The following is a 23,094-nucleotide window of genomic DNA, read 5'->3' as shown; positions in this document are numbered from 1 at the left end:
CACGGTTCACTCAGGTTGAGAGATCCGGCTATCATGTCAGGAAAGTTAGCTATCATCTGTATCACCCCCTAGAGAGTATATCACAAAATCCCTTTATCCACTAACTTTGGAGTAGAGCCACATTTTATTCGTGCTCAGCATTTGAGAAGTAAGAACTTACAATTTGCTGATACCATTCCCCATATTTTACAGCATCGGTTTCAGCTCCGATTTGAAGCTGTTCAGTGGTATAAGTCGTAGCCATTGCTGAAATAGGGGCGGTTTGAGGAATCACATACTTGCCGTATTCCAAGTCAACAGGAAAATACATTCCTTTGTAAGAAGAAGTATCTGAGTATGCTTTCAAGTACAAAAGGTAGCTGTCCCCATCTTCCATAGGAAGATAACCTTGTTGCGTCCACAGCACTGAATTAAGATTGGTCGTATAGCATTCTTCTGTGATAAGAATTTCCTGACCTTCGGTAACATTACCTTTAATGACACTGAGAACAGTTGCGGTAGTTTTAGTGTAGCCGGTAATGACATTATTATCAACGGGGTCTTTGATCAACACATTTTCTTGCTCTTTAGGAGTGACAAGAACAACAAGGTCGCTCAAATCTTCCAACTGCGAAACAGAGTTTGCTAAAGTTACTCGGTCTGCCATTACTTGATTTACTGTATATGGGCCATTAGAGATATAGATAACGCCACCTACAACAACCAAGGAAAGAGCTAAGACACACATCATAATTCTTTTTGTCAGTTTTTTAATTTTCATTCGTATGCCCCCCATTTCGCAATTATATTATTTTTATCATGCTGCTGAATAGTAGAGGTTGCAAATCCAGAACTGTTCTGCTGCATAAGGCAATTCGTTTCACAATCGTTCAAAATAGGGTGCATCATGCCAAATGCATGACCCATTTCATGTGTAACGGTTTTTGCTCTCCATTCATCAGATGAATCAAGAAGGCTGGGATCTAAATAAATACGCGCTTGGCATATATCTGTGTTTGTCGAGCTGATGCTCGATTCAACATATATGCCTAAAAAATTCTTTCTATAAAGCCGAGTTTGGCCAATAGTCGTTCCAGTCAAATCCTGCTCATGTACATTTATGTCTTCGATATTGCCCGAAGTGACACTGCTTGAATAGTTGACATGGCGAACATAAATCGGAGTAATCATATTCCATGCAAAAAGAGCGGTAGTTGTGGCGTTTTCATTGAAATTAGCCGAGTAGACCTGCACGGTAAGGTCCGACATATCGATACTATCATCCCATGTCCAGCTATAATATGCCGTGGTACACGCATAAGCAGGGATTGAAAAACATCCTGATATTAACAGAATACCACATATAATGGAGCAAAGGAATCTGTTCAGTTGTTTGCGTTGTTTCATTTTTACCTCCAAGTCAACAGATGTTCCTTAATAATTATTCATAACACTTAAATGCGCATAATGCCGCCCTCATAAGGCAGCAGACGGATGGAATAACGGTCAGGGGCATTCATTGCCTTTTCCTCGGCTACGATCTGCTCCACATCGTTCATCACCTGGCGGATGAACGGGTCATTGTCGAGCTTTTCGGGGTCAACCACTTCGCCGTTCACAATACCCCGCTGGGCAAGGTTTTCCCGGATAGCGATAGGGTCAACATCATCCAGACGGTCATATTCCGCTTCGGTATAGAACTTATCCTCCTTGATAAGCTGTGCAATGCGCCGCTGTACCTTTGCCCAGGAGAGTACCGCAGGCTCCGAATTTCCAACAGAGATTTGCAGCGGCAGGGCTGCATCACCCATGCCATATTCCTGCGCCAGCCATGCGGCGGTGTCCTTTTCCCGGCCATGCTCTTTCATGTAGCGCACAACGGCGCGCTTGCTTTCGATATTGCCGTTCCATTTCTGCAAGGCCATGTCAATATCTGCCTGCGTGACCTTGTACGGGGAGGGCGTGACCGTAGTTGCCAGCGCGGGATAGGTTTCCTCCAAAAGCTCCTGATGCAGACGGTTGTGGAAAGTCGGCATATCAAAATAGAGCTTCGTAAGCTGGAGATCACCGGATTCTGTGACGATGCGCTGGATAGCGACTGCGCCCTCAATGTAGGCGTTTTCCTGGTCAGAATTGCAGCAGGCGTTGACATAGGCGGTGTCTGCAATCAGCGCATTACCAACAGACAGCTTGTACTGCTCGAACAGTTCCTTTACGGTAGGCTTTGCCTGTTCCGGTTCGCTGACCGCCTGCACCGGCTCCCGGCTGATAGCGGCAAGGGAGTACACCTTGCGCTGGTTGCTTCCGTCCTGGGTGGCGGCAATGGTAACGCCATAGTTTTCACGCAGGCGCTCCACATACTGTTCCAGAGCGTGTGCGGGAACGCCGCACATATCCACGCGGTCTGCGCCGGGAATGGGGCGGGTGGTCAAATGCAAATCCAGTTTTTCGGCGGCAGTCTTTGCATCCTCACCGTACATCTCAAAGAAATCGCCCACCTGATACAGAACAATATCGTCCCGGTGGTCATGCTTGATGTCGTTGTAATCCCAAATTGCTTCTGGCTTTTCTTCAACAGGCGCTTTCGGTTTCGGGAAGCCCATTCTTGCCACAGGCATCGGAATGCCGCCCAGCCCTGCGTATTCCTGTTCCCTCTCAGCATACTGCATTTTTTCGCTTTCTGTAAGGTATCTGCCCTCTGCGATTAAAGTACGAAGCCGTTTTTCAACTGCGTTCCATTTCAGCGATTTTTCGTATGCGGGTTCGTAGTGGCCGAGTTTCATACCCTTGGGAGAATAATTGATAAAACCGGACGAACCATCCAAAAAAGTATGGCTGTGCCCAAACCAGTTGTATTCATCCTTCAGAAATGCCACCGCAGTTTTGGCATCGGGCTGGTGCTGATACAAGGCATATATCCGCAGCTTGCCGCCGCTATATCCGCTGCCACGGCACAGCTCGGCATCAATGTCTGCCTGAGAAAATGACAAAGCGGAGGGTGCTTGTTTCACACTCTCCGCTTCAGTGATGGATTTAATTTGTTCCGCTTCCGTAGGGAAGAAGGATAGCTGCCCGCCGCCGGGAGCATCAAAGACACTTAGCTGAACACCAGCTCCGCGAGAATCACTTCCTCGGCCTGCGCTCTGAGGGTGTTCATCAGCCCCGCCCACTTCATCGGGTCGCTGGCTTTCAGTTCCTCCGTCACGCCCGCCGACTTCATCAGTTCGGGCATCATCCGCTCCAGACGGTTGTTCGCTGCTTCCTCGATCTCCCGCAGATGGGGGTACAGTTTCTCCGACAACAGCAGGCTGTTCCACAGCACCGGACGATGCTCCTTCAGGTAATTCTTCCGCATCCTCCCGTACTTGCCCAACGGGGTCTGCGGCTGTTTGCTCAGGCTCAAATCGGGAATCAGATAATCCCCGTTCTGCGTGTAAGTCAGTTCGCTCATGGTTTTCGCTCCTTTCCGCGACTTTCTCGCGCTCATAGTTTTTAATCGTGACTTCGATCTGCCGCAATACCTGTTCGCTGGACTGGCTGATGGCCGTACCCAGGGCGGCAACGGTTTGAGGGGTATTGAAATCAAAGACATTCAAGAAATCTTCATGCTCGAAGTATTCTTCCGGTTCCATACCGCAGCGGGACAACAATGCGTAGGTGGTGCTGACCACGGCGGCGTTCCGAAAAGCCACTCCGATGTTGAAATCATCATACTCCTCAAGGAAAGAATCGTCAACGATGCCGAGGATGTCGCGCCCGTGGTTGTTCCAGTATTCATCCACAACTTGCGCCGCAACACGCTCCAACTGATCGGCAAGACCGTTTTCACCGGAAACATCAAAACGGCGTTCCAGTGCCGCAGATACCACATCCCGATGCTCCGGCTGATATTCCCAAAAGTAAGGGCGGCGAGAGTTCTCGCCGCCGCCTGTGTCGGATACATCGAATACATATCTCAGCTTGGGATTATCGCCGGTGGTGTCAATGAGGGCGATGCCTTTGCTGCCGCGCCGCACATAACGGCGCATCTGTTTGTTCCAGAGGTCGTATTCCGCACAGGCCGTAGCTTCCGGGCGCTGGGCGAAAATCATAAGTTGTTCGTTGTAGGGGTACTTATACAGCCTCGCAGCGGTGGTCAGAAACGCCGTCCACTTTTGGTAGCTTCCCGTGATCTGCCCCGCCGTGTGGTCTGCCATCTGTGCGTAGAATTGCAATTTGCTTGGCATAATTCGATCCTCCTTTTTGAGTTTTATTTACACCTAACCATCGGCTGTTTTCGCCGTATGGGGATGCACAAAAAAATTTTAGAACTTTTTTGAAAAAAGTTGCGACCAACGCCGATAAAATCGTACTTATAGGATGAAAGGCAAATAGACCATTTTTTCGGTGTGTTTTTGCTAAAATTTTGAAATGCAAGGAGGAATAGACTATGATAACGCAGAGAAAAACTTATTGTGTATCGCTTTGGTATGTCTATTTCTCCGTTCCTTTCTGGAGGCTGCGATTGAAGATCAACAGGAATCGCGCATAGCCTGGTAATTCTTAACAGTCTATGCGCTCCAGCATCGCCGACTAATTAAAATTTATCAGAAAGGACACATCCTATGAAAAAGATACTTTGCTTGTTTATGACTTGTGCAATGCTGTTCTCTATGAGTGCAACGGCATTTGCTGCCGATGGCGATGAATTACTCACATCGGATACCCCACTATTGGAAACCGTTGTAACGACAGAAAATGATGCTGATCCCAACAATGACGCTTTTACCGCAACCATAACAGAAAATCTTGATCCCGAAGTAGCATCTGCATATGAAGCATTTTGTGAATATGTTTCGGAACACAATCTGCCTGTTTCTGTCTCGCTTGAAACATTTACAAATGGTTACTACCAGGATGACTATGCCTCGGCAGATGAGTATTTACAACTTTGCCTGGACGAGCTTTCACAGCTTGTTTTTGAGAGTGAAGAATCTGTTGCTCCTGCTTCCGCCGCAACTTCAAGCGATGATACATGGTTTTACAATACATCCACACAGCTCTATCAAAAGCCAAATTATTCTAAATACAACTTGCTTGAAATCGTGAAGCCCGGAGACATTGTCTATGAAGCTGCTGGCGGTTCCGGGCTTACTGGACACTGTGTAATTGTAGAAGGGATATACTACAGCTCCGAATATGCACAGTATTATATCCGCATCGTTGAAGCCATCGGATATTTAAGCGGTTCTGTTGGAGAAGGCGAAGGGGTCTGCCGTGGCATACTCGATGATGATCGTCTGGATTCGCGTCGCGGAACTATTTTGCGAGTAAATGCCGCAGACGATACCGATAAGACTAACGCGATTGCTTTCTGTGTCAGTCAAATAGGTAAAGAATACGAAGTATTAACAGGTGGACACTCTACTGCATCGACAACAACAGACTGGTATTGCTCTGAATTAGTGTGGGCTGCTTACTATAATCAGGGTATTGATTTGGAAAGTAGTCGCGGTGTATGGATAACACCCGACGAAATTCTGGAATCGTCTGGCGTTACTGCTATAGATCCAAACACTATTGGAACACCTACAATACGAATATGCACCAACTGACAGGCGACTTCTACACCGTAGGCGAGATATTGGGGCATACGCTGAAAGGCATAGGTATGTCATTAGGTATCTCAACCAACCTTGAAGCGGTAACGGCACAGTATGTTGACGTGCGGTTTGAACGGAAAAAAACTGTCCTTGAAACCTACCACAAAGCCCTACACCCACAAAAAAACACTTCCGAGAAAGGAGCAGAGCAAAAAGACATACCGAAAAAATCCAAAAAGAAAAGCAGCGAAATGGAGCTATAACGGCAATATCTTTTTATAGCTCCGCGCTGCTTTTTATATGTTTTTAGGAGTTCCGGGCACCATTAGGGCACCACAGCATACATTTTTACTGCATAGACTGTATAAGGCAAAACCTGTCGGGCACCACAAATCAGGGCACCACGGGCACCATTTTAGCCGATTACAGCAAAATCAGGCACCACAAAAGGACATAAGAAAAACCCGCGTAAACCCTTGATTTACGCGGGATTGTTGTTGGCGGAAGCGGTGGGATTCGAACCCACGAGCCCTTGCGGACTACTGCATTTCGAGTGCAGCTCGTTATGACCACTTCGATACGCTTCCATTTAATAATTATTCAGTTTTCGCGGCCCATAACATGATTTCGAGTGCGGGCCGTTATGACCACTTCGATACTCATCCATATTTAAATGTAAGAAGAACACGCAGCAAAGCTTTCCCCTGCGTGCCGGAGCTCAGCTCCAAATAAAAACTTTGCGCACCGCTTTCTCCGGAAGAACCGCCTACCATTTGACCTGACAAACATCCGGAGACAAGAAATTTATCCCCGGAGGGAGAGAAAACTACCGGCGCCGGCGAGATATAATTATACCAATAAAGAGGAGCAAAGTCAACACAGCTTCTTCGAAGAAAAACAGGCGCTAAAGGGAAAACATACGGCTTTTAGCTGGAAAAACCCAGAAAAAAACCGAGGCGGTTTTACTAATATGACGAAATAGAGGCGCAAAGGCGAAGTTTCTTCAAAAAACAGCTTGTAATCTTTTTTAAGTCGTCTATAATGATATACGATAAGGATAATGAGTACTGCACCCTGGCGGATTGGATTCTGGTGAACAGCCGAGCGGATTTAAGAGCATAGGGGTGTCGCTTTTTGTCTGTTAGACGGTTTTTTCCGTCTATGGAATAAATGGCAATTTCTGCGCGTCTCTTGTCCAAAGCAGAGGAGTCTGCTACAATATAACTGTACAGCAACCTAGCCTGCCAAAACTGATATTTTTGGCGAAAAATCTATCCTACATAATAGGTGAAAGGATGACCATTATGGATCAGAAGAAAGCTAAGGAATTAGCAATCATCGCTGCAAAAGTCCGTCTGTATGGCCTGGAAGCGATCAATTCCTGCCATTCCGGACATATCGGCGGTTCCTACTCTATCGCAGACATTTTGACTGTGCTGTATTTCGACAAGATGAAAAATCTTGATCCGAAAAACCCAAGAAATCCGGATAGGGACAGATTTGTCCTTTCCAAAGGCCACTGCTCCCCCGCTTTGTATCCCACTCTGGCTCTGCGGGGCTATTTCCCGGTGGAAGATTTGAAAACCTTCCGTAATGTGGACAGCTATCTTTCCGGACATGTGGAAATGAAACATGTTCCCGGCGTAGATATGTCCGCTGGTTCTCTGGGACAGGGACTTTCCTGCGCAATCGGTATGGCGCTGGCGGGAAAGATTGATAAAAAAGATTATCGCGTATACTGCGCTATGGGCGATGGGGAAATCGAAGAAGGCCAGGTTTGGGAGGCTGGTATGGCCGCCGCTAAATTTAAACTGGATAACCTGTGCGCATTTATTGATGTAAACGGCCTGCAGATCGACGGCACTACCGAGCAGGTTATGCCTTCGGAACCATTGGATAAAAAATGGGAAGCGTTTGGCTGGCATGTGATTAAAATCGATGGACATAACCTGGAAGAAATCTCCAATGCGATTGATGAAGCCGCTGGCGTTAAAGGCAAACCTACCATGATTTTGGCTAAAACCGTAAAAGGCAAAGGCGTCTCCTTCATGGAAAATCAGGTTGGCTGGCATGGAAAAGCGCCGGACGAAGAGAAGTACCAGCAAGCGAAAGCGGAACTGGAAGCAAATCTTGCGAAGTTGGAGGGTTAAAAAATGGGTGAATTTGTTTCTACAAGAGTCGCTTATGGCGAAGCTTTGAAAAAATTTGGCGGCGCCAATGAGAAAGTAATCGCTTTGGATGCGGATCTTGCCTGTTGTACCATGTCCGGTACTTTTGGTACGGCGTATCCTGACCGCCACTTCAATATCGGTATCGCGGAAGCGAACATGGTGGATATCGGCGCTGGTCTGGCGACTACCGGAAAAATTGTATTTGTTCATTCCTTTGCGATTTTCTCTGCGGGACGCGCATTTGATCAGATCAGAAACTCGGTATGTTATCCTCATTTGAATGTAAAAGTTGTTGGAACCCACGCAGGGCTTTCTGTAGGGGAGGACGGCGCTACCCATCAGTGTATTGAAGATATGGCTCTGATGAGAGCGATTCCCGGTATGACGGTAATCTGCCCGTGCGACGGCCATGAAACCGAGGCTATGGTAAAAGCGGTGATTGATTATGACGGCCCGTGCTACCTGCGTATCGGCCGCGCCCCGGTGGAAACGGTTACCGACACCATCCCCAATTATCATTTTGAGATTGGCAAGGGAATTGAGCTGACCCAAGGAAACGACGTTACGATTATCGCTATCGGGCTGATGGTTCAGGAAGCGCTGAAAGCGCAGAAAATCCTGGCCCAGGAAGGGATTAACGCCCGCGTAATTGATATGCATACTGTCAAACCGCTGGATCAGGAGATGGTAATCAAGGCGGCGAAAGAAACCGGCGCCATTGTTACCACCGAAGAACATAATGTCTTAGGCGGGCTGGGTGGCGCTGTTGCAGAATGCGTTGCGGAAAACTGCCCGGTTCCAGTACTCCGCCATGGGGTAAACGACCAGTTTGGACGCTCCGGCGCGGCCGCGGCTCTGATGGTTCGTTACGGACTTACCCCGGAAGTGATCGCTCAGAAAGCAAAAGTAGCGATCTCCATGAAAAAATAATGCCGGCCAGAAAAAACCGGTAAAACGTAAATAAGAAAAGCGCCCCGGACGGGGCGCTTTTCTTATTTATGTTTTATGTTATGGGGGCGACTGTCCTGCCTCATAAAGCACCAGGGCGGTTTTGTTGGGCATACATACCGCCCGCTCCCCCGGAGCGTCGCACCAACCGGTATTTACACAGATCTGATCCGGACAGCTTACGTCAATAAAACGTATCCGTCCCGGCTCCACCTGAAAATGCACCGGCTTGCCGGTTTTTTGCTCCATATCGATCTCATAAGGTTCGTCTACCTGGGAAAGGTTTATCCGCAGGGTTTCCTCTGACTGGGTGGTAATTACGGCGATCAGATCGTCATCGCTCTGTTTTGGCCGGTAAAGGATCAGCCCCCAGACCGCCAACAGCAATATGGCGGCGGCGACCAAGCCAATCTCCCATTTTCCCATGTTGGAAAGTTTTCCGCTCATAAGCGCTCCTCTACAACAAAGCGGCGGCCGACGGCCGACGCTTAGAATATCGTTATTTCCGGGGCAATATTCCCGATACCCGTTTGGCAAGGCCCTGGAAGTCTCGGCTTTCCAGATGTATACAACGGGTACGCTCCTGTATATCCCACAAATAATGGGCGTCAGAATTGGTCAGTATCTGATAGCCGTCCTGGTATTGAACGTTTTTTCCCCCTGCAAAAAACAGGTCAGGATTTGCCACCTCCAGGGTTTTAAAGTCGCATTCAGGCGGCAAAAAACCCAAATTGGAAAGCACACTGTAGGAACTGCGGTCAATATGCGCCGGCCAGCAGATGCCTTCGTATTGTCCCACCAGGGACGGGACGCGGGAGATTTCAATGGAGGTGGCGTTTACCAGCAAATAAGGTTCTTTTCCTATTATTTCATCCTGCTCATTTAAAATTAGCTGCTCTCCAAAAATATCCGGCGCATTTTCGATTTTGGTAAGGTTTGAATATACATACCGGTCAAAATCCATCGCGTTTTCCAGCGCTGGAAACAAGCAGACCACATGGATTTCTTCCTGGGTGGTCAGTTCCATCCCGGGAATTACTGTCACAGGAGCGTCTAGGGCGGCTTTCATAAGAGCCGGGCAGTTTTTACAGCTGTTATGATCGGTAAGAGCGATCATCTCCAACTCTTTGAGCAGGGCCATGTTCAGGATGTTATTGGGAGTCATATCATTGTCCCCGCAGGGGGAAAGGCAGGAATGCAGATGAAGATCATAATAAACCGGGATCATAACATTCCTCCTTGCTGGCTGCCGCCTTCTTTGAAAAGAAGGCTTGGCCAAGAAACTTTCATTCGCCTTCGGCGGCGGTTACAGGCAGTTTGAGCGCGGGCGGCCCCCGGGCGGTTTTACCGCGCCCGGCCTGGGGCCGGGTTCAGCCGCTTTGCGGCTGCCGGGGGCCGCCTGTCCCCCGCGTTTACCGGAGACGTTGGTTTTTAATCATCTGCCTTGGCCTGTTCGATCGCCTTGGCTGTTTCATACACAGGCAGGCCGCTTCGCAAAACCGCAATATCCATCAAATTCGCCTTAGCCGCGGCGTCCTCGTCCAAAGCGGCGTTTTCCGCCAGTACAATACAGGCGGTGTCCGCCAGGGTAGCCACTGCCATCGCATTGATATTTCCCATCACGGTTACCCAGGCGCTGTCCGCCGGGGCACGCCCCATTACAAAACTGAGCAGATCGCAGCAGTACACTTTTTCAATTTCACGCTGCAGGCTGTCCTCGCCGGCAAGAATGGCAAAGCCTAATTTTTCAGCGGCTTGTTTTACCGTCATTGCTTGTTTCCCTCTTTCTGTGAAACATCAAAAATATCCTTCTCCTCCCGGCTGGCCTTGGGAAGAAACGAGCTAAGCCGGGAAAGTCCGGCAGCCATTTGCTTCATTTCGTCGCGAAGCTTGAAGATACAAGCTTCTTCGTTGGAAAAGCCCCGCACGATATCTTCCGCCAGTGCCTTACAGGAAGGCGCTCCGCAGGACCCGCAGTCCATACCGTAAAGCTTTGCCTCAATCTGGCGCATCTGACGCATTTTCTCCATAGCCACAGAGATATTGCTGTCCAGCTCCAATACAGGTTCGTATTCCACCGGCTCATCCCAGGTATATATCTCCAGATTGTCATCCGGAAGATGATTACAGGAGACCGGGCGGTATTTACGGATGCGTTTGAGTTTGGCTTTGGCTATATAAGGATTTTCCACATTGAGCACGCCCCCTACACAGCCTCCGGAACAGGCGTTGAGTTCTACAAAATCCAAGTCATAGAACTTTTCATCTTCCAAATCCTCCAGCACCCGGATAACATTTTCAATTCCATCCGCTGCCAGATACCGTTCTTTTAAAGCGGCAGCCGCTTCTCCGCCGCTGCTGCCCCAGCCGATTCCCATCCTTCCGGCGGAAGCGATGTCCTTATTGGTATCCACATGCCGCATCAGGCCGATAAGCTTAGGATACACTTCCCGAATTGCCACCACCCCGTCGATATGACTTTTTTCCGTCCCCAAGGGCATTTTTACCGCAGTGACTTTTGCCGGGCAGGGACTGATAAAAATCGCCCCGATTTTCTCATAAGGAAGTCCTGTTTTTTCCATAGCGGCTTTTTTTGCCAGCCTTGCCGCCACTTCAATGGGAGCGTGGAGAGGAAGAATATTTGGAATCAGCTCTGGAAAGCGCACTCGAATAAGGCGCAGTACCGCAGGACAAGCGGAACTGATCACCGGGCGCACAATATCCTCCCGGGCCATATATTTCCTGGTGGCGTCGGAAACGAGTTCCGCCGCTTTAGCCACCTCGAACACTTCGTCAAAGCCCATTAAAATCAAAGCGTGCAAAATCAAATCGATATCGTCTAAATTATTGAACTGCCCATAAAGCGAAGGCGCGGGCAGAGCGATTTTATATTCAAACTCATCCATCACGCTTAAGGGGTCAAATAACGCCTGTTTTGCGTGATGAGGACAGATGCGGATACATTCTCCGCAGTCGATACAGCGTTCTTTGATAATTTTCGCTTTGCCGTCCCGCACACGGATCGCTTCCGTAGGGCAGCGCTTAACGCAGTTGATACAGCCATGGCATTTATCCCGATCCAGAGTTACCGAATGGAAAAAAAGCGCGCTGTTCATTTCCCTTCCTCCTTTCCCGCCGTCCTGAAAAAGATGGTTTTCCGCCTTTTTCCAGGAATTAAGAGACCAGCACGGTCATATATACAGTGGTGCCTTTCCCCACTTGACTTTCAATTTTCATTTCATCAGAATACTTTTTCATGTTGGGAAGCCCCATACCGGCACCGAAACCAAGGTTGCGCACCTCATCGGGGGCGGTGGACCAGCCTTCCTGCATGGCAAGATCAATGTTGGGGATCCCAGGACCCTGGTCGGCAAGGATCATATCCACCTTTTCCGGGGAAATTTCCACGTTGATTTTCCCGCCGCCGCCGTGGATCACCATGTTAATTTCCCCCTCATACATAGCGATTGCCACTTTGCGCACTACACTGGAGGAAAGCCCCAGTTTTTTCAGCATGGACTTTACCTCACTGGAAGCTTCTCCCGCCCGGGTGAAATCGTCTCCTGGCACGATATATTCCAGCTTGATATTCTCAGCCATTAAATATCGCAACCACCCTTCAGCCCATTTTCATAAAGCAGCCCGCAGGCGGTAAACATCCGGTAGGGCGTGGTGAGTACGGCGATCCCTCTTTCCTGAGCCAGATCGACAATGGTTTGATCCGGCTGTTTTCCGCGCACAAATACAATGCAGACCATATCCATCATTTCCGCGGTGCGCACCACCTGAGAGTTTACAAGTCCGGTAAGCAGCACCGACTGGTCCTTGACAAAGGCCAGCACATCGCTCATCATATCGCTGCCGCAGGCGGTATGTACTTGATTATCCAGGCTTTCTCCCTCGCAGAGCACCTGCGCTTTCAGTATGTTTTTAATATCGTTTACCGTCATTAAAAAGACTCCTTTCCATCCCCAATACAAGTAGTGCAAAAGTGTATTTTAATCATACCATGTCAAAAGGCAGTTGAAAAGGGGACGGGTGCATTTTGTATAAGTATACCATTTTGGTGTTTAAAGTTGCAATGGTATATTTCGTACAAGAATAGGAGAAATAACTGTTAAAATTGTAAAAGAGGTATTAATTTCATCATTTTACCATTGAATTTTTTAAGAGTTTTGTCCATTATTTATGGCAGTTGTTGTAGACTAACTGGGTTTATTCTGATATAATTATGTCAATAAACTGGCAAGGTGTTTGTGAAATTTTTCACAGACACCTTAATTCACCAAGGAGGTTATAACGAATGGCCAATACCAAAACCATTGTTCCGTTCAAAGGCACTGCCGAACAGGAACAAAAGCTCCATGAGGTCATTAAGGCTCACAAAGGCCAAAAAGGCGCGTTGATGCCGGTGCTTCAGCAGGCGCAGGAAATTTACGGGTACCTGCCCATTGAAGTGCAGAAAATAATATCGCTGGGCCTTGACATTCCTCTGGAGGAAATTTATGGAGTAGTAACGTTCTACTCGCAGTTCTCATTAAATCCCAAGGGCGAATACAAGATTTCGGTATGCTTGGGTACCGCCTGTTATGTAAAGGGATCGGGCGATATCTTCAACAAACTTTCCGAAAAATTGGGGATCGAAAGCGGACAATGCACTCCGGACGGCAAGTTTAGCCTGGACGCCTGCCGCTGCATCGGCGCCTGCGGTTTGGCTCCGGTACTCACCGTGAACGACGACGTTTACGGACGCCTTACGGTGGACGATATCGACCAGATCCTGGCCAAGTATTAATCGGGCGTATGCAGGAATTATCGCTGAATGTGCTCGATATAGCGCAAAATTCCGTTCGGGCGGGCGCAAAGCTCATTGAGATTACCGTGGAAGAACAGCCCAAGACGGATCTTCTCACGATTACTATTGGGGATGACGGCTGTGGGATGACAGCCCAGCAGGTGAGTGCGGTGACGGATCCTTTTTTTACTACCCGCACAACGAGAAAAGTGGGTTTGGGAGTGCCGCTGCTGAAAATGGCAAGCGAGATGACTGGCGGGGAGTTTTCTATCGTTTCCGCGCTGGGAGAAGGGACCGTAGTAAAAGCGACCTTTGGCCTTACTCATATTGATCGGATGCCCCTGGGGGATATAGGGGCGACCATTTGTACCCTTGTGCAGTGCAACCCGGAAATTGATTTTGTGTATACCTTTATACATAGCGATAAAAGTTTTTCTGCGGATACCCGCCAGTTCCGGCAGGTGCTGGAAGGGGTTCCTTTAAATTCCCCGGAGGTAATTCGTTTTATCGGCGAGTTTATCAGGGAAAATACGGCGGAGATTTTAAATGGCGAAAGGGAGGAAATTTAACCTATGAAAAGTTTAGCGGAACTTCAGGCCCTTAGGGATCAAGTGAAAAATAATATGGGCATCCGTTCGGATGACAGTGGAAATATTCGTGTTGTAGTTGGGATGGCTACCTGTGGGATCGCGGCGGGCGCGCGTCCGGTGCTTTCCGCCTTCACCGAGGAAGTAGCCAAACGGGGACTGCATAACGTCACCGTAACCCAGACGGGCTGTATCGGAATCTGTCAGTATGAGCCGGTAGTTGAGATTATGGAGCCCGGAAAAGAAAAAGTAACCTATGTAAAAATGACCCCCGAAAAAGCGGTGCAGGTGGTGGTGAACCATCTGGCGAACGGCAACGTGATGAACGAGTATACGATCGGCGCTGCTACGAAGTAGGAAAGAGGAGGAGTAACATAATGTATCGTTCCCATGTGCTTGTCTGTGGTGGTACAGGCTGTACATCTTCCGGATCGGCGCGCATTATTGAAGCTTTTGAAAAAGAGCTGGATCATGCCGGGCTGACCGAAGAAGTGAAAGTGATTAAAACGGGCTGTTTCGGCCTTTGCGCCTTAGGTCCGGTTGTTATTGTATATCCCGAAGGTTCCTTCTATTCCCGGGTTGCTCCCGAGGATGTGCAGGAAATTGTAGAAGAGCACCTGCTCAAAGGACGTATCGTTAAACGTCTGCTGTATACGGAAACTGTAGTAGAGGATCAGGTAAAGAGCCTGAACGATACTGACTTCTATAAAAAACAGCACCGGGTGGCTCTTCGTAACTGCGGCGTTATCAATCCGGAAGATATCAATGAGTATATCGCTTATGATGGCTATCAGGCCCTGGGCAAAGTGCTTACTGAAATGACCCCGGACGATGTAATAAAGACTTTGAAAGATTCCGGTCTGCGGGGCAGAGGGGGCGGCGGCTTCCCCACCGGTCTGAAATGGAGCTTTGCCAAAGCTTCGGTGGACGACCAGAAATATGTCTGCTGCAATGCGGACGAAGGCGACCCGGGTGCGTTTATGGACCGTTCCGTTTTGGAAGGGGACCCGCACGCGGTGATTGAAGCGATGGAGATCGCCGGTTACACCATCGGCGCCAACCAGGGATATATCTACGTCCGTGCGGAATATCCCATCGCGGTAAAACGTTTGGAAATCGCTATTGGCCAGGCCCGGGAAATGGGACTGCTGGGCAAAGATATTCTGGGCACCGGATTTGATTTTGATCTGGAGCTGAGACTGGGCGCCGGCGCTTTCGTTTGCGGCGAGGAAACTGCGCTGATGACCTCTATTGAAGGCCATCGGGGCGAACCAAGACCTCGTCCTCCCTTCCCGGCGGTAAAAGGTCTGTTTGGCAAGCCTACGGTTTTAAACAATGTGGAAACCTACGCAAATATTCCTCAGATTATCCTCAAGGGCGCCGATTGGTTCTCCTCTATGGGAACGGAGAAATCCAAAGGCACCAAGGTGTTTGCTCTGGGGGGTAAAATACATAATACCGGCTTGGTGGAAATCCCCATGGGAACCACCCTGCGGGAAGTAATTGAAGAGATTGGCGGCGGCATCCCCAACGGCAAAAAATTCAAAGCGGCTCAGACCGGCGGTCCTTCCGGCGGATGTATTCCGGCGGAACATATGGATATTGAGATCGACTATGACAACCTGATCGCCATCGGCTCTATGATGGGCTCCGGCGGCTTGATCGTTATGGACGAAGACAACTGTATGGTGGATATCGCGAAGTTTTTCCTGGAGTTTACAGTAGATGAAAGCTGCGGCAAATGTACTCCTTGCCGTATCGGAACCAAACGCTTGTACGAGCTGCTGGATAAGATCACCAAGGGCAAAGGCACCTTGGAAGATCTGGATAAGATGGAAGAATTGTGCTATTACATCAAGGAAAACGCCCTGTGCGGCCTGGGACAGACTGCGCCTAACCCGGTGCTTTCCACCCTGCGGTATTTTAGGGATGAATATGTGGCCCACGTGGTGGATAAAAAATGTCCGGCCGGCGTATGTAAGGCCCTCTTGAACTTTGTCATTGACCGGGATAAGTGCAGAGGCTGTACCCTGTGCGCTAAAAACTGTCCGGCGGACGCGATTGTGGGCGAAGTAAAGAAGCCTCATGTGATCGATACGTCTAAATGTATCAAGTGCGGCGCTTGCATGGAGAAATGTAAGTTCGGCGCCATTATGAAGAAATAAGAAAGGAGTGTACCAATCAATGGAAATGGTAAATATTAAAATTAACGGTATGCCCTTGTCCGTGCCGAAGAACTCTACGATTCTCGAAGCCGCAAGATCTGCCGGTATTCATATTCCCACCCTGTGTTACTTAAAAGACGTCAACGCCATCGGCGCCTGCCGTATCTGCGTTGTGGAAGTCAAAGGCGCGAAAAGCCTGGTTGCCGCTTGTGTATATCCGGTGGCGGAAGGCATGGAAGTCCTCACCAACTCCAAGAAAGTATTCGCTTCCAGAAAGATTACGCTGGAACTGATCCTTTCCACCCATCACAGAAAATGCCTCTCCTGCGTACGCAGCGGCAACTGTGAGCTGCAGAAACTCTGTAAAGATTTCAAAGTGGACGATGAGGATAAATATAATGGTGTAAACCCGGAATATCCAAAGGATGACAGCGCGGTTCATATGTTCCGTGACGACAATAAATGTATCCTGTGCCGCCGCTGTGTCGCCGCCTGTGCCAAATGGCAGGGAATCGGCGTCATCGGTCCAAATGAACGCGGCTTCAATACGCATATCGGCTGCGCGTTTGAGCAGAATTTGGATGAGGTTGCCTGCGTTTCCTGCGGCCAGTGTATTGTGGTTTGTCCTACTGGAGCGATCGCTGAGAAGGATGATACCAAAGCGGTTTGGAGGGCGATCAATGATCCTACCAAACATGTAATTGTACAGACCGCGCCTTCGATTCGGGCCACCCTGGGTGAAGCGTTCGATATGCCTATCGGCACCGACGTTACCGGAAAAATGGTCGCTTCCCTGCGCCGCTTAGGTTTTGATAAGGTGTTTGACACCGATCTGGCCGCGGATATGACCATTGTAGAGGAAGCCCATGAATTTGTAGAAAGGGTAACCAAAGGCGGAGTTCTGCCGATGATTACCTCTTGTTCCCCGGGCTGGATCAACTACTGCGAGCATTATTATCCGGAGTTTATTCCTAATCTTTCCACCTGTAAATCTCCCCAGCAGATGTTCGGCGCCACCTGCAAAACCTGGTACGCCCAGAAGATGGGCTGGGACCCGAAGGATGTAGTAGTGGTAGGCGTAATGCCTTGTACCGCGAAGAAATATGAAATCCATCGGGAAGATCAGGATGCCGCCGGCGTACCGGATGTGGATATCGCTATCACCACCCGGGAACTGGCCCGCATGATCCGTCGCGCCGGGTTGGATTTTGTCAACCTGCCTGATGAAGATTTCGACAACCCGATGGGAGAATCCACCGGCGCGGCAGTTATCTTCGGCGCTACTGGCGGCGTAATGGAAGCGGCTCTGCGCACCGCCGCGGAATGGGTCGGCGGAAAAGAACTGGGTGATGTGAACTTCCAGGAAGTGCGCGGTACCCAGGGAATTAAGGAAGCCACTTATAAAGTGGGCGATCTGGAAGTTAAGGTATGCGTCGCCTCCAGCCTGTCCAATGCCAAGAAGGTTCTGGAAAAGGTTAAGAAGGGCGAAGCGGACTATCACTTCATTGAAATTATGGGATGTCCCGGCGGCTGTGTCAACGGCGGCGGCCAGCCTGTACAGCCTGCTCATGTTCGTAACTTTGTGGATCTTAAAGCCTTGCGCGCTGCCGCTTTGTATAAGGCGGACGCAGGAAAGCCGGTTCGCAAGAGCCATGAAAACGAAAGCCTCAAAAAGATTTACGAAGAGTTCTTCGGCGAAATCGGAGGCCATAAGGCCCATGAAGTTCTCCATACTTCTTATGTGGCGAAATCCCACTTCTAAGTGCGTAGCGTATAAAATAAAAACCCCCGCTCTGGTTTCCAGAGCGGGGGTTTTTAGGCGGGGCCCCTTTCCCCAAACCTTCCGCCTTCTTTAAAAAAGGGCGGGCTAAAAAATCGTTTTTTCAAAAAGGCGCCCCAAAAACTTTCGCTTGCCGCAGGCTAGCAGAGATCTTCCTCTTTATGCCGCTCCAGCAGGCAGCCCAGCTTGGCGGCAAACAGCTGTGTAATTTCCTCCACACACATAAAGTCGTCGTAGGAAAAGTTCTCCAGGATATTTTTGATTTCCTCCAGGACCCGCACGCTCTCTTGTTCCATCGCCTGTGACAAATCAAAATCAAGGGAAAAGGTCAGCTGGGCATGCCGGTTTTCCAGGGCCTTGGCAAACAGGGCGCAGGCCAATTTTTCGTCCATAAAATCACCTCTTTAAAATTTAGTGAGCTCAAAACGAGCTCATATTGGGATTATATCATATTTTTAAGCTTAAAATAAGCTCATAAATAGATGTAGGAGCTTATTATGAAGATAAAAGATTTTTCTTTGAGAATAGAGGAAGAACTGCTGGAAAAACTCCATTATATTGCTGATTTTGAAGGCAGATCGGTCAATAAAGAGCTGCTTTGTCTGGTGCGCCGCCATGTCGCGGAGTTTGAAAAGGAGCACGGGGAAATTCCAACGAAAGACCAAGAATAACAGGAGTCCGGGGTCATACAAATAAACTCGGCGAGTCCAATTCCAAATGACAACAACAAAATGTCATGGGTGATTATAGGTATAAAAATGCGATTCAGCGCATGGAAAGCGGCAAGAGGTTTGTAATGGATATGAAACTTTTGTGTTTTGCTGAATTTTTTAGGGTTTTGGCGGATGTGTTATTACAGGGATAACTTAAAATAACGGCAAAGCCGGGATCGGAGGGATCCCGGCTTTGCTTGTTATTATGAAGTTTTGAAGGGGGCTGGGGGGCCTATTCTTAAAAATTCCCCTGGGTACTCTTGTATATATTCAACAAATATGATATAGTAATATGGTGAAAAACAACTGTCCTCATATGAAGGACAGGCTTAAAGGAGATTGTGATTATGGATTACATAAGCACACGAGATAAAAACCTAAAAATTTCCTCTTCCCAGGCAATTGTCGCCGGACTTTCAAAAGACGGAGGATTGTTTTTGCCGGAGACGATCCCGTCCTTTTCTCTGGCGGAGATCCAGGCCATGGCAAAGATGGATTATATCGGCCGGGCCGCGCAGGTGCTGTCCGCCTTTCTCACCGATTTTACCAAGGAAGAGCTGACCGAATACATTTCCCAGGCTTACCGCCGGGAAAAATTTCCGCCGAAAGAAGTGGCGCCAGTAATCAGCCTGGACGCCCAGGCAAATATTTTAGAATTGTTCCACGGGCCGACCTGCGCTTTTAAAGATTTCGCCCTGCAGCTGCTGCCTTACCTGCTGACCGCCTCTTTAAAGAAAAACGGCGTAAATAAAACGGTGGTTATTTTGGTAGCTACTTCCGGGGATACAGGCAAAGCGGCGCTAGAGGGCTTTGCCGACGTACCGGGTACAAAAATCTGCGTGTTTTATCCCGAGGGAGGCACCAGCAATATCCAGCGGCTGCAGATGACCACCCAAACCGGGGAAAATGTAATGGTATTCGCGGCCAAAGGAAACTTTGACGACGCGCAAAATGGAGTAAAACGAATTTTTACTGACAAAGAATTCGCCAAAGCGCTGGATGAAAAAGGCTTTTTGCTTTCTTCCGCCAACTCGATTAATTGGGGGCGCCTGGCTCCGCAGATCGCGTATTATTTTTCCGCTTATTGCGAGATGCTGCTCGCCGGACGAATAGCCCTGGGGGATAAGATTAATATTGTAGTGCCCACCGGTAACTTTGGCAATATTTTAGCGGCTTATTTTGCCAAGCGCTGCGGTCTGCCGGTAAATATGCTGGTATGCGCTTCCAACCGCAACAATGTGCTCACCGATTTTATCACCACCGGCACCTATGATAAAAACCGGGATTTTTATCTGACCTCTTCTCCTTCCATGGATATCTTGATTTCCTCCAACTTGGAACGGCTGTTATTTATGCTTTCCGGCCAGGAAGATGAAAAAATCCGGGAGCTGATGAATCAACTGGTATCCTGCGGCAGATACACCGTGGACGATCTTCTCCGGGAGAAGATAAAAGCGGAGTTTGCCTGCGGCTGCGCCGACGATGGCAAAACGTTTGAAACCATTGGAGAAGTTTATAAAAAAACCGGATATCTCTGCGATACTCATACGGCGGTAGCTGTACGGGTGTATGAAGAATACCGGGCCGCGACCGGGGATAAGACCCCTACGGTAATCGCGTCCACCGCCAGCCCCTTTAAATTTGCGGGAAGCGTGCTGCCCGCCCTGGGGGAAAAACCTCAGGGGGATGACTTTGATTTGCTGTGGGCGTTGGCGGAAAAAACCCAACGGACTCCGCCGCCGGCGCTGACAGAGCTGAAGAATAAACAGGAGCGGTTTACCGCTGTGGTGGAACCAAAGAAGATGAAAGACGCGGTAGCCGGCTGGCTGGACGTAAAATAAAGGAGAGCCTGAGAAGATGAAATACATTGTCATGCTGGGGGATGGGATGGCAGATTATCCTGTCGCTCAGCTGGGAGATCAAACGCCGCTGGAAGCGGCAAAAAAACCGAATATGGATTTTCTTGCTCAAAACGGGACGGTGGGGATGGTAAAAACCATTCCGGAAGGGTATCCGCCGGGCAGCGATACGGCTAATTTGTCTGTGATGGGATATGATCCGGCTATTTATTATTCTGGACGTTCTCCCCTGGAGGCGGTAAGCATCGGTATTGAACTGCAGCCCTCTGACGTTACCTTCCGGTGCAACCTGGTTACCTTATCCGACGCCCAAAACTATGAGCAGGCCAGCATGGTGGATTATTCCTGCGACGAAATTTCTACAGAGGAATCCACGATTCTCGTAAACTATTTAAACGACCATTTTAAAAATGAGAAATGCAATTTGTACCCTGGGATCAGCTATCGTCATTGTTTAGTGTTAAAAGACGCTAAAACAGGAAGCGACTGTACTCCTCCCCATGATATCAGCGGCAGGCCGATCGCTGAATATTTGCCTAAGGGAAGATATGGGGATTTGCTTTTAGATATGATGAAACGTTCCCGCCAGCTGCTGAAAGACCACCCGGTAAACAAAGCCAGAATAGAAAGAGGACTCCATCCGGCCACCTCCGTATGGTTTTGGGGAGAAGGAGTCAAACCGGCCTTATCCTCATTTGAGGAGAAATATGGGATTAAGGGCGGGGTAATTTCTGCGGTGGATCTAATCAAAGGAATCGCCATTTGCGCCGGATTGAAAAGCGTGGATGTTCCAGGGGCGACTGGAAATATCCACACCAATTTTAAAGGCAAAGGCCAGGCGGCTATTGACCTTTTGAGAAATGGGTATGATTTTGTGTATATCCATGTAGAAGCGCCGGATGAATGTGGACATCGCCATGAGATTGAAAATAAAGTACGTTCCATTGAAAAGATCGATGAAGAGATTTTAGGCCCGGTTATTGGGGCCATGCGGGAGGATGGGGAAGAATTTTCTATCCTGTTAATGCCGGATCATCCTACGCCGCTGGACATCCGTACCCATACGGCTGAGCCGGTGCCATTTGTGCTTTACCGCAGCTTCCAGCATGGGACCCCTTTTACTTCCCGATATACGGAGCTTCTCTCCGGGGAAACGGGACTGTTTGTAGAAAACGGGTATACTATGATGGATCGTCTGATCAAAGGATAAAACAGAAAAGAGATAAGGACCTTTAGATTGAGAAAAAGGGGCCGGCCGCCAGTCTAAAAAGCGGATGAGGCGAGCCAGTCCCTTTTTACCGTCGGACGGCCGTTCACACCCTCCAAAACCGCTGGAAAGGATCTCCTTTCTGACTGTCGAAGCTGGGGAGATATGTATTTTATGGGTTCCCCCAATACCGGATTTCTTTTAAAAGAGCAAGAAAATTAAATTTTCGGGCCTTCTGTGCGATGGCCTTCAAATACTTGAAAAATAGACTTTCTGCGGAGCGAAAACCGAAAATCTTTGCTGGATGATACCGCAAGATTTTGTATTGACAAGCTTGACGGGGGATGATATAATAATCAAGCATGATTATCCTTGAAAATAAAGTATGCGGATATGGCGGAATTGGCAGACGCGCTAGATTCAGGTTCTAGTGAGGGCAACTTCATGCAGGTTCAAGTCCTGTTATCCGCACCACGTCGGAGCAAGCTTCATATCGCTTGCTCCGATTTTTTATTGAAAAAATCGCAGCGCGCTCATGCCGCTGCTCCTCCTTTTCCGCAAAAGGTCACGCTCGGCTCGCCTGCTCGGTTGTAAACGCCCTCGCGGCGGTTCCCTGCCGCTATCAACCTTTTGCGGGCCTGCCTGCGGCGCGAGGCGTCTTTTTTATCTCCGGTGGACACGCAAAGCCCCGCTTTACAAGCCAGTTTAGGCTATGTAAGGCGGGTTTTCTCTTTTCTTGGGATTGTTGTTTTAGTATTAATTTACGACACCATTACGACACTTGTACCGAAATAACCAATAAAACAGCCTTGTCGCAGAAGTGTCACCGAAAGGTGAGGAATAATCTCACCGGAAAATAAAAAGCCCGCAAGCGTGAGCCTGCGGGCGAATACTTCTATTCCATTATTTTTAAATAGTTGTTTGCTTGTAATTCTTCAGCAAATACAATAGCGGATGGTAAACTTTATGCTACCTATCAAGACGAAAATTTAGGAGGAACAGTATCTCTTGCGCCCTCAAAAGCAACAATCAATGGAAAGGAAAAAAATATAGCAATATTTTACTATTACGAAACACCGTGGTCAAAATATATTCAACCAATTTTTGAAAAAGATGATTTTAAAGATACCTTTTGTTTAGGGGAAAAAGATGAAATTGATCAGATATATTATGGTGAATTTAAATTAGACGGATCGGTGATTAGCTATGCTGCTATTGCTGAAAATTCAGAGCTGATATGGGGTGACTGATATGAAAAAATCCAAATATATAATTTATTTTCCGTTTACGGTAAATCCTTTGTTCTTT

At 48.5% G+C, this 23,094-nt stretch carries 25 protein-coding genes and 2 tRNA genes; 15 read left to right on the top strand and 12 right to left on the bottom strand.

What is annotated here, in order from left to right:
• Positions 1 to 124: 124 nt before the first annotated feature.
• From H8705_RS07640 to H8705_RS07625, 4 genes are all read right to left on the bottom strand, one after another.
• The gene (locus H8705_RS07640) at positions 125 to 760 is read right to left on the bottom strand and encodes a hypothetical protein (RefSeq protein WP_262395238.1); all 636 of its coding nucleotides are present in this window, start codon (positions 758 to 760) and stop codon (positions 125 to 127) included.
• Positions 757 to 1,386 carry a hypothetical protein gene (locus H8705_RS07635; protein ID WP_262395237.1) on the bottom strand — a complete coding sequence of 210 codons (630 nt, stop codon included), beginning with the start codon at positions 1,384 to 1,386 and terminating at the stop codon, positions 757 to 759. The genes H8705_RS07640 and H8705_RS07635 overlap by 4 nt, the downstream gene beginning before the upstream one ends.
• Positions 1,387 to 1,433: 47 nt before the next feature.
• Positions 1,434 to 2,582 carry a MutS N-terminal domain-containing protein gene (locus tag H8705_RS07630; RefSeq protein WP_262395249.1) on the bottom strand — a complete coding sequence of 383 codons (1,149 nt, stop codon included), beginning with the start codon at positions 2,580 to 2,582 and terminating at the stop codon, positions 1,434 to 1,436.
• A gap of 494 nt (positions 2,583 to 3,076) precedes the next feature.
• Positions 3,077 to 3,430, bottom strand: coding sequence for a TnpV protein (locus H8705_RS07625; RefSeq protein WP_262395236.1), 354 nt, complete (start codon positions 3,428 to 3,430; stop codon positions 3,077 to 3,079).
• Between H8705_RS07625 and H8705_RS07620 the strand changes: the two genes are divergently transcribed.
• From H8705_RS07620 to H8705_RS07610, 3 genes are all read left to right on the top strand, one after another.
• Positions 3,429 to 4,298 carry a hypothetical protein gene (locus H8705_RS07620; protein ID WP_262395235.1) on the top strand — a complete coding sequence of 290 codons (870 nt, stop codon included), beginning with the start codon at positions 3,429 to 3,431 and terminating at the stop codon, positions 4,296 to 4,298. The two genes, H8705_RS07625 and H8705_RS07620, sit on opposite strands and share 2 nt — an antisense overlap.
• A gap of 285 nt (positions 4,299 to 4,583) precedes the next feature.
• Positions 4,584 to 5,573, top strand: coding sequence for a hypothetical protein (locus H8705_RS07615; RefSeq protein WP_262395234.1), 990 nt, complete (start codon positions 4,584 to 4,586; stop codon positions 5,571 to 5,573).
• Between the two features lie 29 nt (positions 5,574 to 5,602).
• Complete coding sequence (locus H8705_RS07610) at positions 5,603 to 5,824, top strand: hypothetical protein (protein WP_262395233.1); 222 nt, start codon at positions 5,603 to 5,605, stop codon at positions 5,822 to 5,824.
• Positions 5,825 to 6,059: 235 nt separating this feature from the next.
• Here the strand turns inward: H8705_RS07610 and H8705_RS07605 are convergent.
• Positions 6,060 to 6,148: transfer RNA gene (locus tag H8705_RS07605), tRNA-Ser, on the bottom strand.
• Positions 6,149 to 6,865: 717 nt separating this feature from the next.
• Here H8705_RS07605 and H8705_RS07600 point away from each other — a divergent pair.
• Both H8705_RS07600 and H8705_RS07595 read left to right on the top strand, forming a co-directional pair.
• On the top strand, positions 6,866 to 7,711 hold the full coding sequence (locus tag H8705_RS07600) for a transketolase (protein WP_262395232.1): 846 nt from the start codon (positions 6,866 to 6,868) through the stop codon (positions 7,709 to 7,711).
• Between the two features lie 3 nt (positions 7,712 to 7,714).
• Positions 7,715 to 8,662, top strand: coding sequence for a transketolase family protein (locus tag H8705_RS07595; RefSeq protein ID WP_262395231.1), 948 nt, complete (start codon positions 7,715 to 7,717; stop codon positions 8,660 to 8,662).
• Between the two features lie 78 nt (positions 8,663 to 8,740).
• Here the strand turns inward: H8705_RS07595 and H8705_RS07590 are convergent, their stop codons facing one another.
• The 6 genes from H8705_RS07590 to H8705_RS07565 form a co-directional block, all read right to left on the bottom strand.
• Positions 8,741 to 9,127, bottom strand: coding sequence for a NusG domain II-containing protein (locus H8705_RS07590; protein ID WP_262395230.1), 387 nt, complete (start codon positions 9,125 to 9,127; stop codon positions 8,741 to 8,743).
• A 52-nt stretch (positions 9,128 to 9,179) separates the two neighbouring features.
• Positions 9,180 to 9,908: a PHP domain-containing protein gene (locus H8705_RS07585; protein WP_262395229.1), complete on the bottom strand. Its 729-nt coding sequence runs from the start codon at positions 9,906 to 9,908 to the stop codon at positions 9,180 to 9,182.
• Positions 9,909 to 10,111: 203 nt separating this feature from the next.
• A complete protein-coding gene (locus H8705_RS07580) occupies positions 10,112 to 10,450 on the bottom strand; it encodes a DRTGG domain-containing protein (protein WP_262395228.1) in 339 nt (112 codons plus the stop codon).
• Entirely contained in the window at positions 10,447 to 11,796 is a 1,350-nt protein-coding gene (locus H8705_RS07575) for a [Fe-Fe] hydrogenase large subunit C-terminal domain-containing protein (protein WP_262395227.1), read from the bottom strand. The genes H8705_RS07580 and H8705_RS07575 overlap by 4 nt, the downstream gene beginning before the upstream one ends.
• 58 nt (positions 11,797 to 11,854) lie before the next feature.
• The gene (locus H8705_RS07570; protein WP_262395226.1) at positions 11,855 to 12,280 is read right to left on the bottom strand and encodes an ATP-binding protein; all 426 of its coding nucleotides are present in this window, start codon (positions 12,278 to 12,280) and stop codon (positions 11,855 to 11,857) included.
• Positions 12,280 to 12,630: a DRTGG domain-containing protein gene (locus H8705_RS07565; protein WP_262395225.1), complete on the bottom strand. Its 351-nt coding sequence runs from the start codon at positions 12,628 to 12,630 to the stop codon at positions 12,280 to 12,282. Before H8705_RS07565 ends, H8705_RS07570 begins: the two co-directional genes overlap by 1 nt.
• Positions 12,631 to 12,983: 353 nt before the next feature.
• Between H8705_RS07565 and H8705_RS07560 the strand changes: the two genes are divergently transcribed.
• From H8705_RS07560 to H8705_RS07540, 5 genes are read left to right on the top strand one after another with little or no spacing between them, the layout of a single operon-like run.
• The gene (locus H8705_RS07560; RefSeq protein WP_262395224.1) at positions 12,984 to 13,475 is read left to right on the top strand and encodes an NADH-quinone oxidoreductase subunit NuoE family protein; all 492 of its coding nucleotides are present in this window, start codon (positions 12,984 to 12,986) and stop codon (positions 13,473 to 13,475) included.
• An 8-nt stretch (positions 13,476 to 13,483) separates the two neighbouring features.
• Positions 13,484 to 14,044, top strand: a complete 561-nt coding sequence (locus H8705_RS07555) for an ATP-binding protein (RefSeq protein ID WP_262395223.1) — start codon at positions 13,484 to 13,486, stop codon at positions 14,042 to 14,044.
• Between the two features lie 3 nt (positions 14,045 to 14,047).
• Complete coding sequence (locus tag H8705_RS07550; RefSeq protein ID WP_262395222.1) at positions 14,048 to 14,419, top strand: (2Fe-2S) ferredoxin domain-containing protein; 372 nt, start codon at positions 14,048 to 14,050, stop codon at positions 14,417 to 14,419.
• 20 nt (positions 14,420 to 14,439) lie between these two features.
• Complete coding sequence (gene nuoF / locus H8705_RS07545) at positions 14,440 to 16,227, top strand: NADH-quinone oxidoreductase subunit NuoF (RefSeq protein WP_262395221.1); 1,788 nt, start codon at positions 14,440 to 14,442, stop codon at positions 16,225 to 16,227.
• Between the two features lie 19 nt (positions 16,228 to 16,246).
• Positions 16,247 to 17,989 (top strand): NADH-dependent [FeFe] hydrogenase, group A6, encoded by a 1,743-nt coding sequence (locus tag H8705_RS07540; protein WP_262395220.1) that lies wholly within the window; start codon positions 16,247 to 16,249, stop codon positions 17,987 to 17,989.
• Positions 17,990 to 18,147: 158 nt separating this feature from the next.
• Here the strand turns inward: H8705_RS07540 and H8705_RS07535 are convergent, their stop codons facing one another.
• Positions 18,148 to 18,399: a hypothetical protein gene (locus tag H8705_RS07535; RefSeq protein WP_262395219.1), complete on the bottom strand. Its 252-nt coding sequence runs from the start codon at positions 18,397 to 18,399 to the stop codon at positions 18,148 to 18,150.
• 105 nt (positions 18,400 to 18,504) lie between these two features.
• Here H8705_RS07535 and H8705_RS07530 point away from each other — a divergent pair, with 105 nt between their 5' ends.
• The 5 genes from H8705_RS07530 (at position 18,505) to H8705_RS07510 (ending at position 23,036) form a co-directional block, all read left to right on the top strand.
• A complete protein-coding gene (locus tag H8705_RS07530) occupies positions 18,505 to 18,678 on the top strand; it encodes an Arc family DNA-binding protein (RefSeq protein ID WP_262395218.1) in 174 nt (57 codons plus the stop codon).
• 389 nt (positions 18,679 to 19,067) lie between these two features.
• Positions 19,068 to 20,561 (top strand): threonine synthase, encoded by a 1,494-nt coding sequence (gene thrC, locus H8705_RS07525; protein ID WP_262395217.1) that lies wholly within the window; start codon positions 19,068 to 19,070, stop codon positions 20,559 to 20,561.
• Between the two features lie 16 nt (positions 20,562 to 20,577).
• On the top strand, positions 20,578 to 21,789 hold the full coding sequence (locus H8705_RS07520) for a cofactor-independent phosphoglycerate mutase (RefSeq protein WP_262395216.1): 1,212 nt from the start codon (positions 20,578 to 20,580) through the stop codon (positions 21,787 to 21,789).
• 384 nt (positions 21,790 to 22,173) lie between these two features.
• Positions 22,174 to 22,260: transfer RNA gene (locus H8705_RS07515), tRNA-Leu, on the top strand.
• Between the two features lie 443 nt (positions 22,261 to 22,703).
• Positions 22,704 to 23,036 carry a hypothetical protein gene (locus H8705_RS07510; protein WP_262395215.1) on the top strand — a complete coding sequence of 111 codons (333 nt, stop codon included), beginning with the start codon at positions 22,704 to 22,706 and terminating at the stop codon, positions 23,034 to 23,036.
• The last annotated feature ends 58 nt before the right edge of the window (positions 23,037 to 23,094 follow it).

This window comes from Youxingia wuxianensis (assembly GCF_014385085.1).
GTDB classification, from domain to species: Bacteria; Bacillota; Clostridia; order Oscillospirales; family Ruminococcaceae; genus Youxingia; species Youxingia wuxianensis.
The sequence above is the reverse complement of the archived record's forward strand: the minus strand, read 5'-3'. Positions and strand labels throughout refer to the sequence as shown.

Coding starts and splice junctions, on each gene's coding strand:
- H8705_RS07555 (WP_262395223.1), top strand. CDS start 13,484: ATGCAGGAATTATCGCTGAATGTGCTCGATATAGCGCAAAATTCCGTT.
- H8705_RS07560 (WP_262395224.1), top strand. CDS start 12,984: ATGGCCAATACCAAAACCATTGTTCCGTTCAAAGGCACTGCCGAACAG.
- H8705_RS07535 (WP_262395219.1), bottom strand. CDS start 18,399: ATGGACGAAAAATTGGCCTGCGCCCTGTTTGCCAAGGCCCTGGAAAAC.
- H8705_RS07580 (WP_262395228.1), bottom strand. CDS start 10,450: ATGACGGTAAAACAAGCCGCTGAAAAATTAGGCTTTGCCATTCTTGCC.
- H8705_RS07550 (WP_262395222.1), top strand. CDS start 14,048: ATGAAAAGTTTAGCGGAACTTCAGGCCCTTAGGGATCAAGTGAAAAAT.
- H8705_RS07565 (WP_262395225.1), bottom strand. CDS start 12,630: ATGACGGTAAACGATATTAAAAACATACTGAAAGCGCAGGTGCTCTGC.
- H8705_RS07630 (WP_262395249.1), bottom strand. CDS start 2,582: ATGGGCTTCCCGAAACCGAAAGCGCCTGTTGAAGAAAAGCCAGAAGCA.
- H8705_RS07595 (WP_262395231.1), top strand. CDS start 7,715: ATGGGTGAATTTGTTTCTACAAGAGTCGCTTATGGCGAAGCTTTGAAA.
- thrC (WP_262395217.1), top strand. CDS start 19,068: ATGGATTACATAAGCACACGAGATAAAAACCTAAAAATTTCCTCTTCC.
- H8705_RS07570 (WP_262395226.1), bottom strand. CDS start 12,280: ATGGCTGAGAATATCAAGCTGGAATATATCGTGCCAGGAGACGATTTC.
- H8705_RS07540 (WP_262395220.1), top strand. CDS start 16,247: ATGGAAATGGTAAATATTAAAATTAACGGTATGCCCTTGTCCGTGCCG.
- H8705_RS07635 (WP_262395237.1), bottom strand. CDS start 1,386: ATGAAACAACGCAAACAACTGAACAGATTCCTTTGCTCCATTATATGT.
- H8705_RS07585 (WP_262395229.1), bottom strand. CDS start 9,908: ATGATCCCGGTTTATTATGATCTTCATCTGCATTCCTGCCTTTCCCCC.
- H8705_RS07625 (WP_262395236.1), bottom strand. CDS start 3,430: ATGAGCGAACTGACTTACACGCAGAACGGGGATTATCTGATTCCCGAT.
- H8705_RS07575 (WP_262395227.1), bottom strand. CDS start 11,796: ATGAACAGCGCGCTTTTTTTCCATTCGGTAACTCTGGATCGGGATAAA.
- H8705_RS07520 (WP_262395216.1), top strand. CDS start 20,578: ATGAAATACATTGTCATGCTGGGGGATGGGATGGCAGATTATCCTGTC.
- H8705_RS07615 (WP_262395234.1), top strand. CDS start 4,584: ATGAAAAAGATACTTTGCTTGTTTATGACTTGTGCAATGCTGTTCTCT.
- H8705_RS07590 (WP_262395230.1), bottom strand. CDS start 9,127: ATGAGCGGAAAACTTTCCAACATGGGAAAATGGGAGATTGGCTTGGTC.
- H8705_RS07620 (WP_262395235.1), top strand. CDS start 3,429: ATGGTTTTCGCTCCTTTCCGCGACTTTCTCGCGCTCATAGTTTTTAAT.
- H8705_RS07640 (WP_262395238.1), bottom strand. CDS start 760: ATGAAAATTAAAAAACTGACAAAAAGAATTATGATGTGTGTCTTAGCT.
- nuoF (WP_262395221.1), top strand. CDS start 14,440: ATGTATCGTTCCCATGTGCTTGTCTGTGGTGGTACAGGCTGTACATCT.
- H8705_RS07530 (WP_262395218.1), top strand. CDS start 18,505: ATGAAGATAAAAGATTTTTCTTTGAGAATAGAGGAAGAACTGCTGGAA.
- H8705_RS07600 (WP_262395232.1), top strand. CDS start 6,866: ATGGATCAGAAGAAAGCTAAGGAATTAGCAATCATCGCTGCAAAAGTC.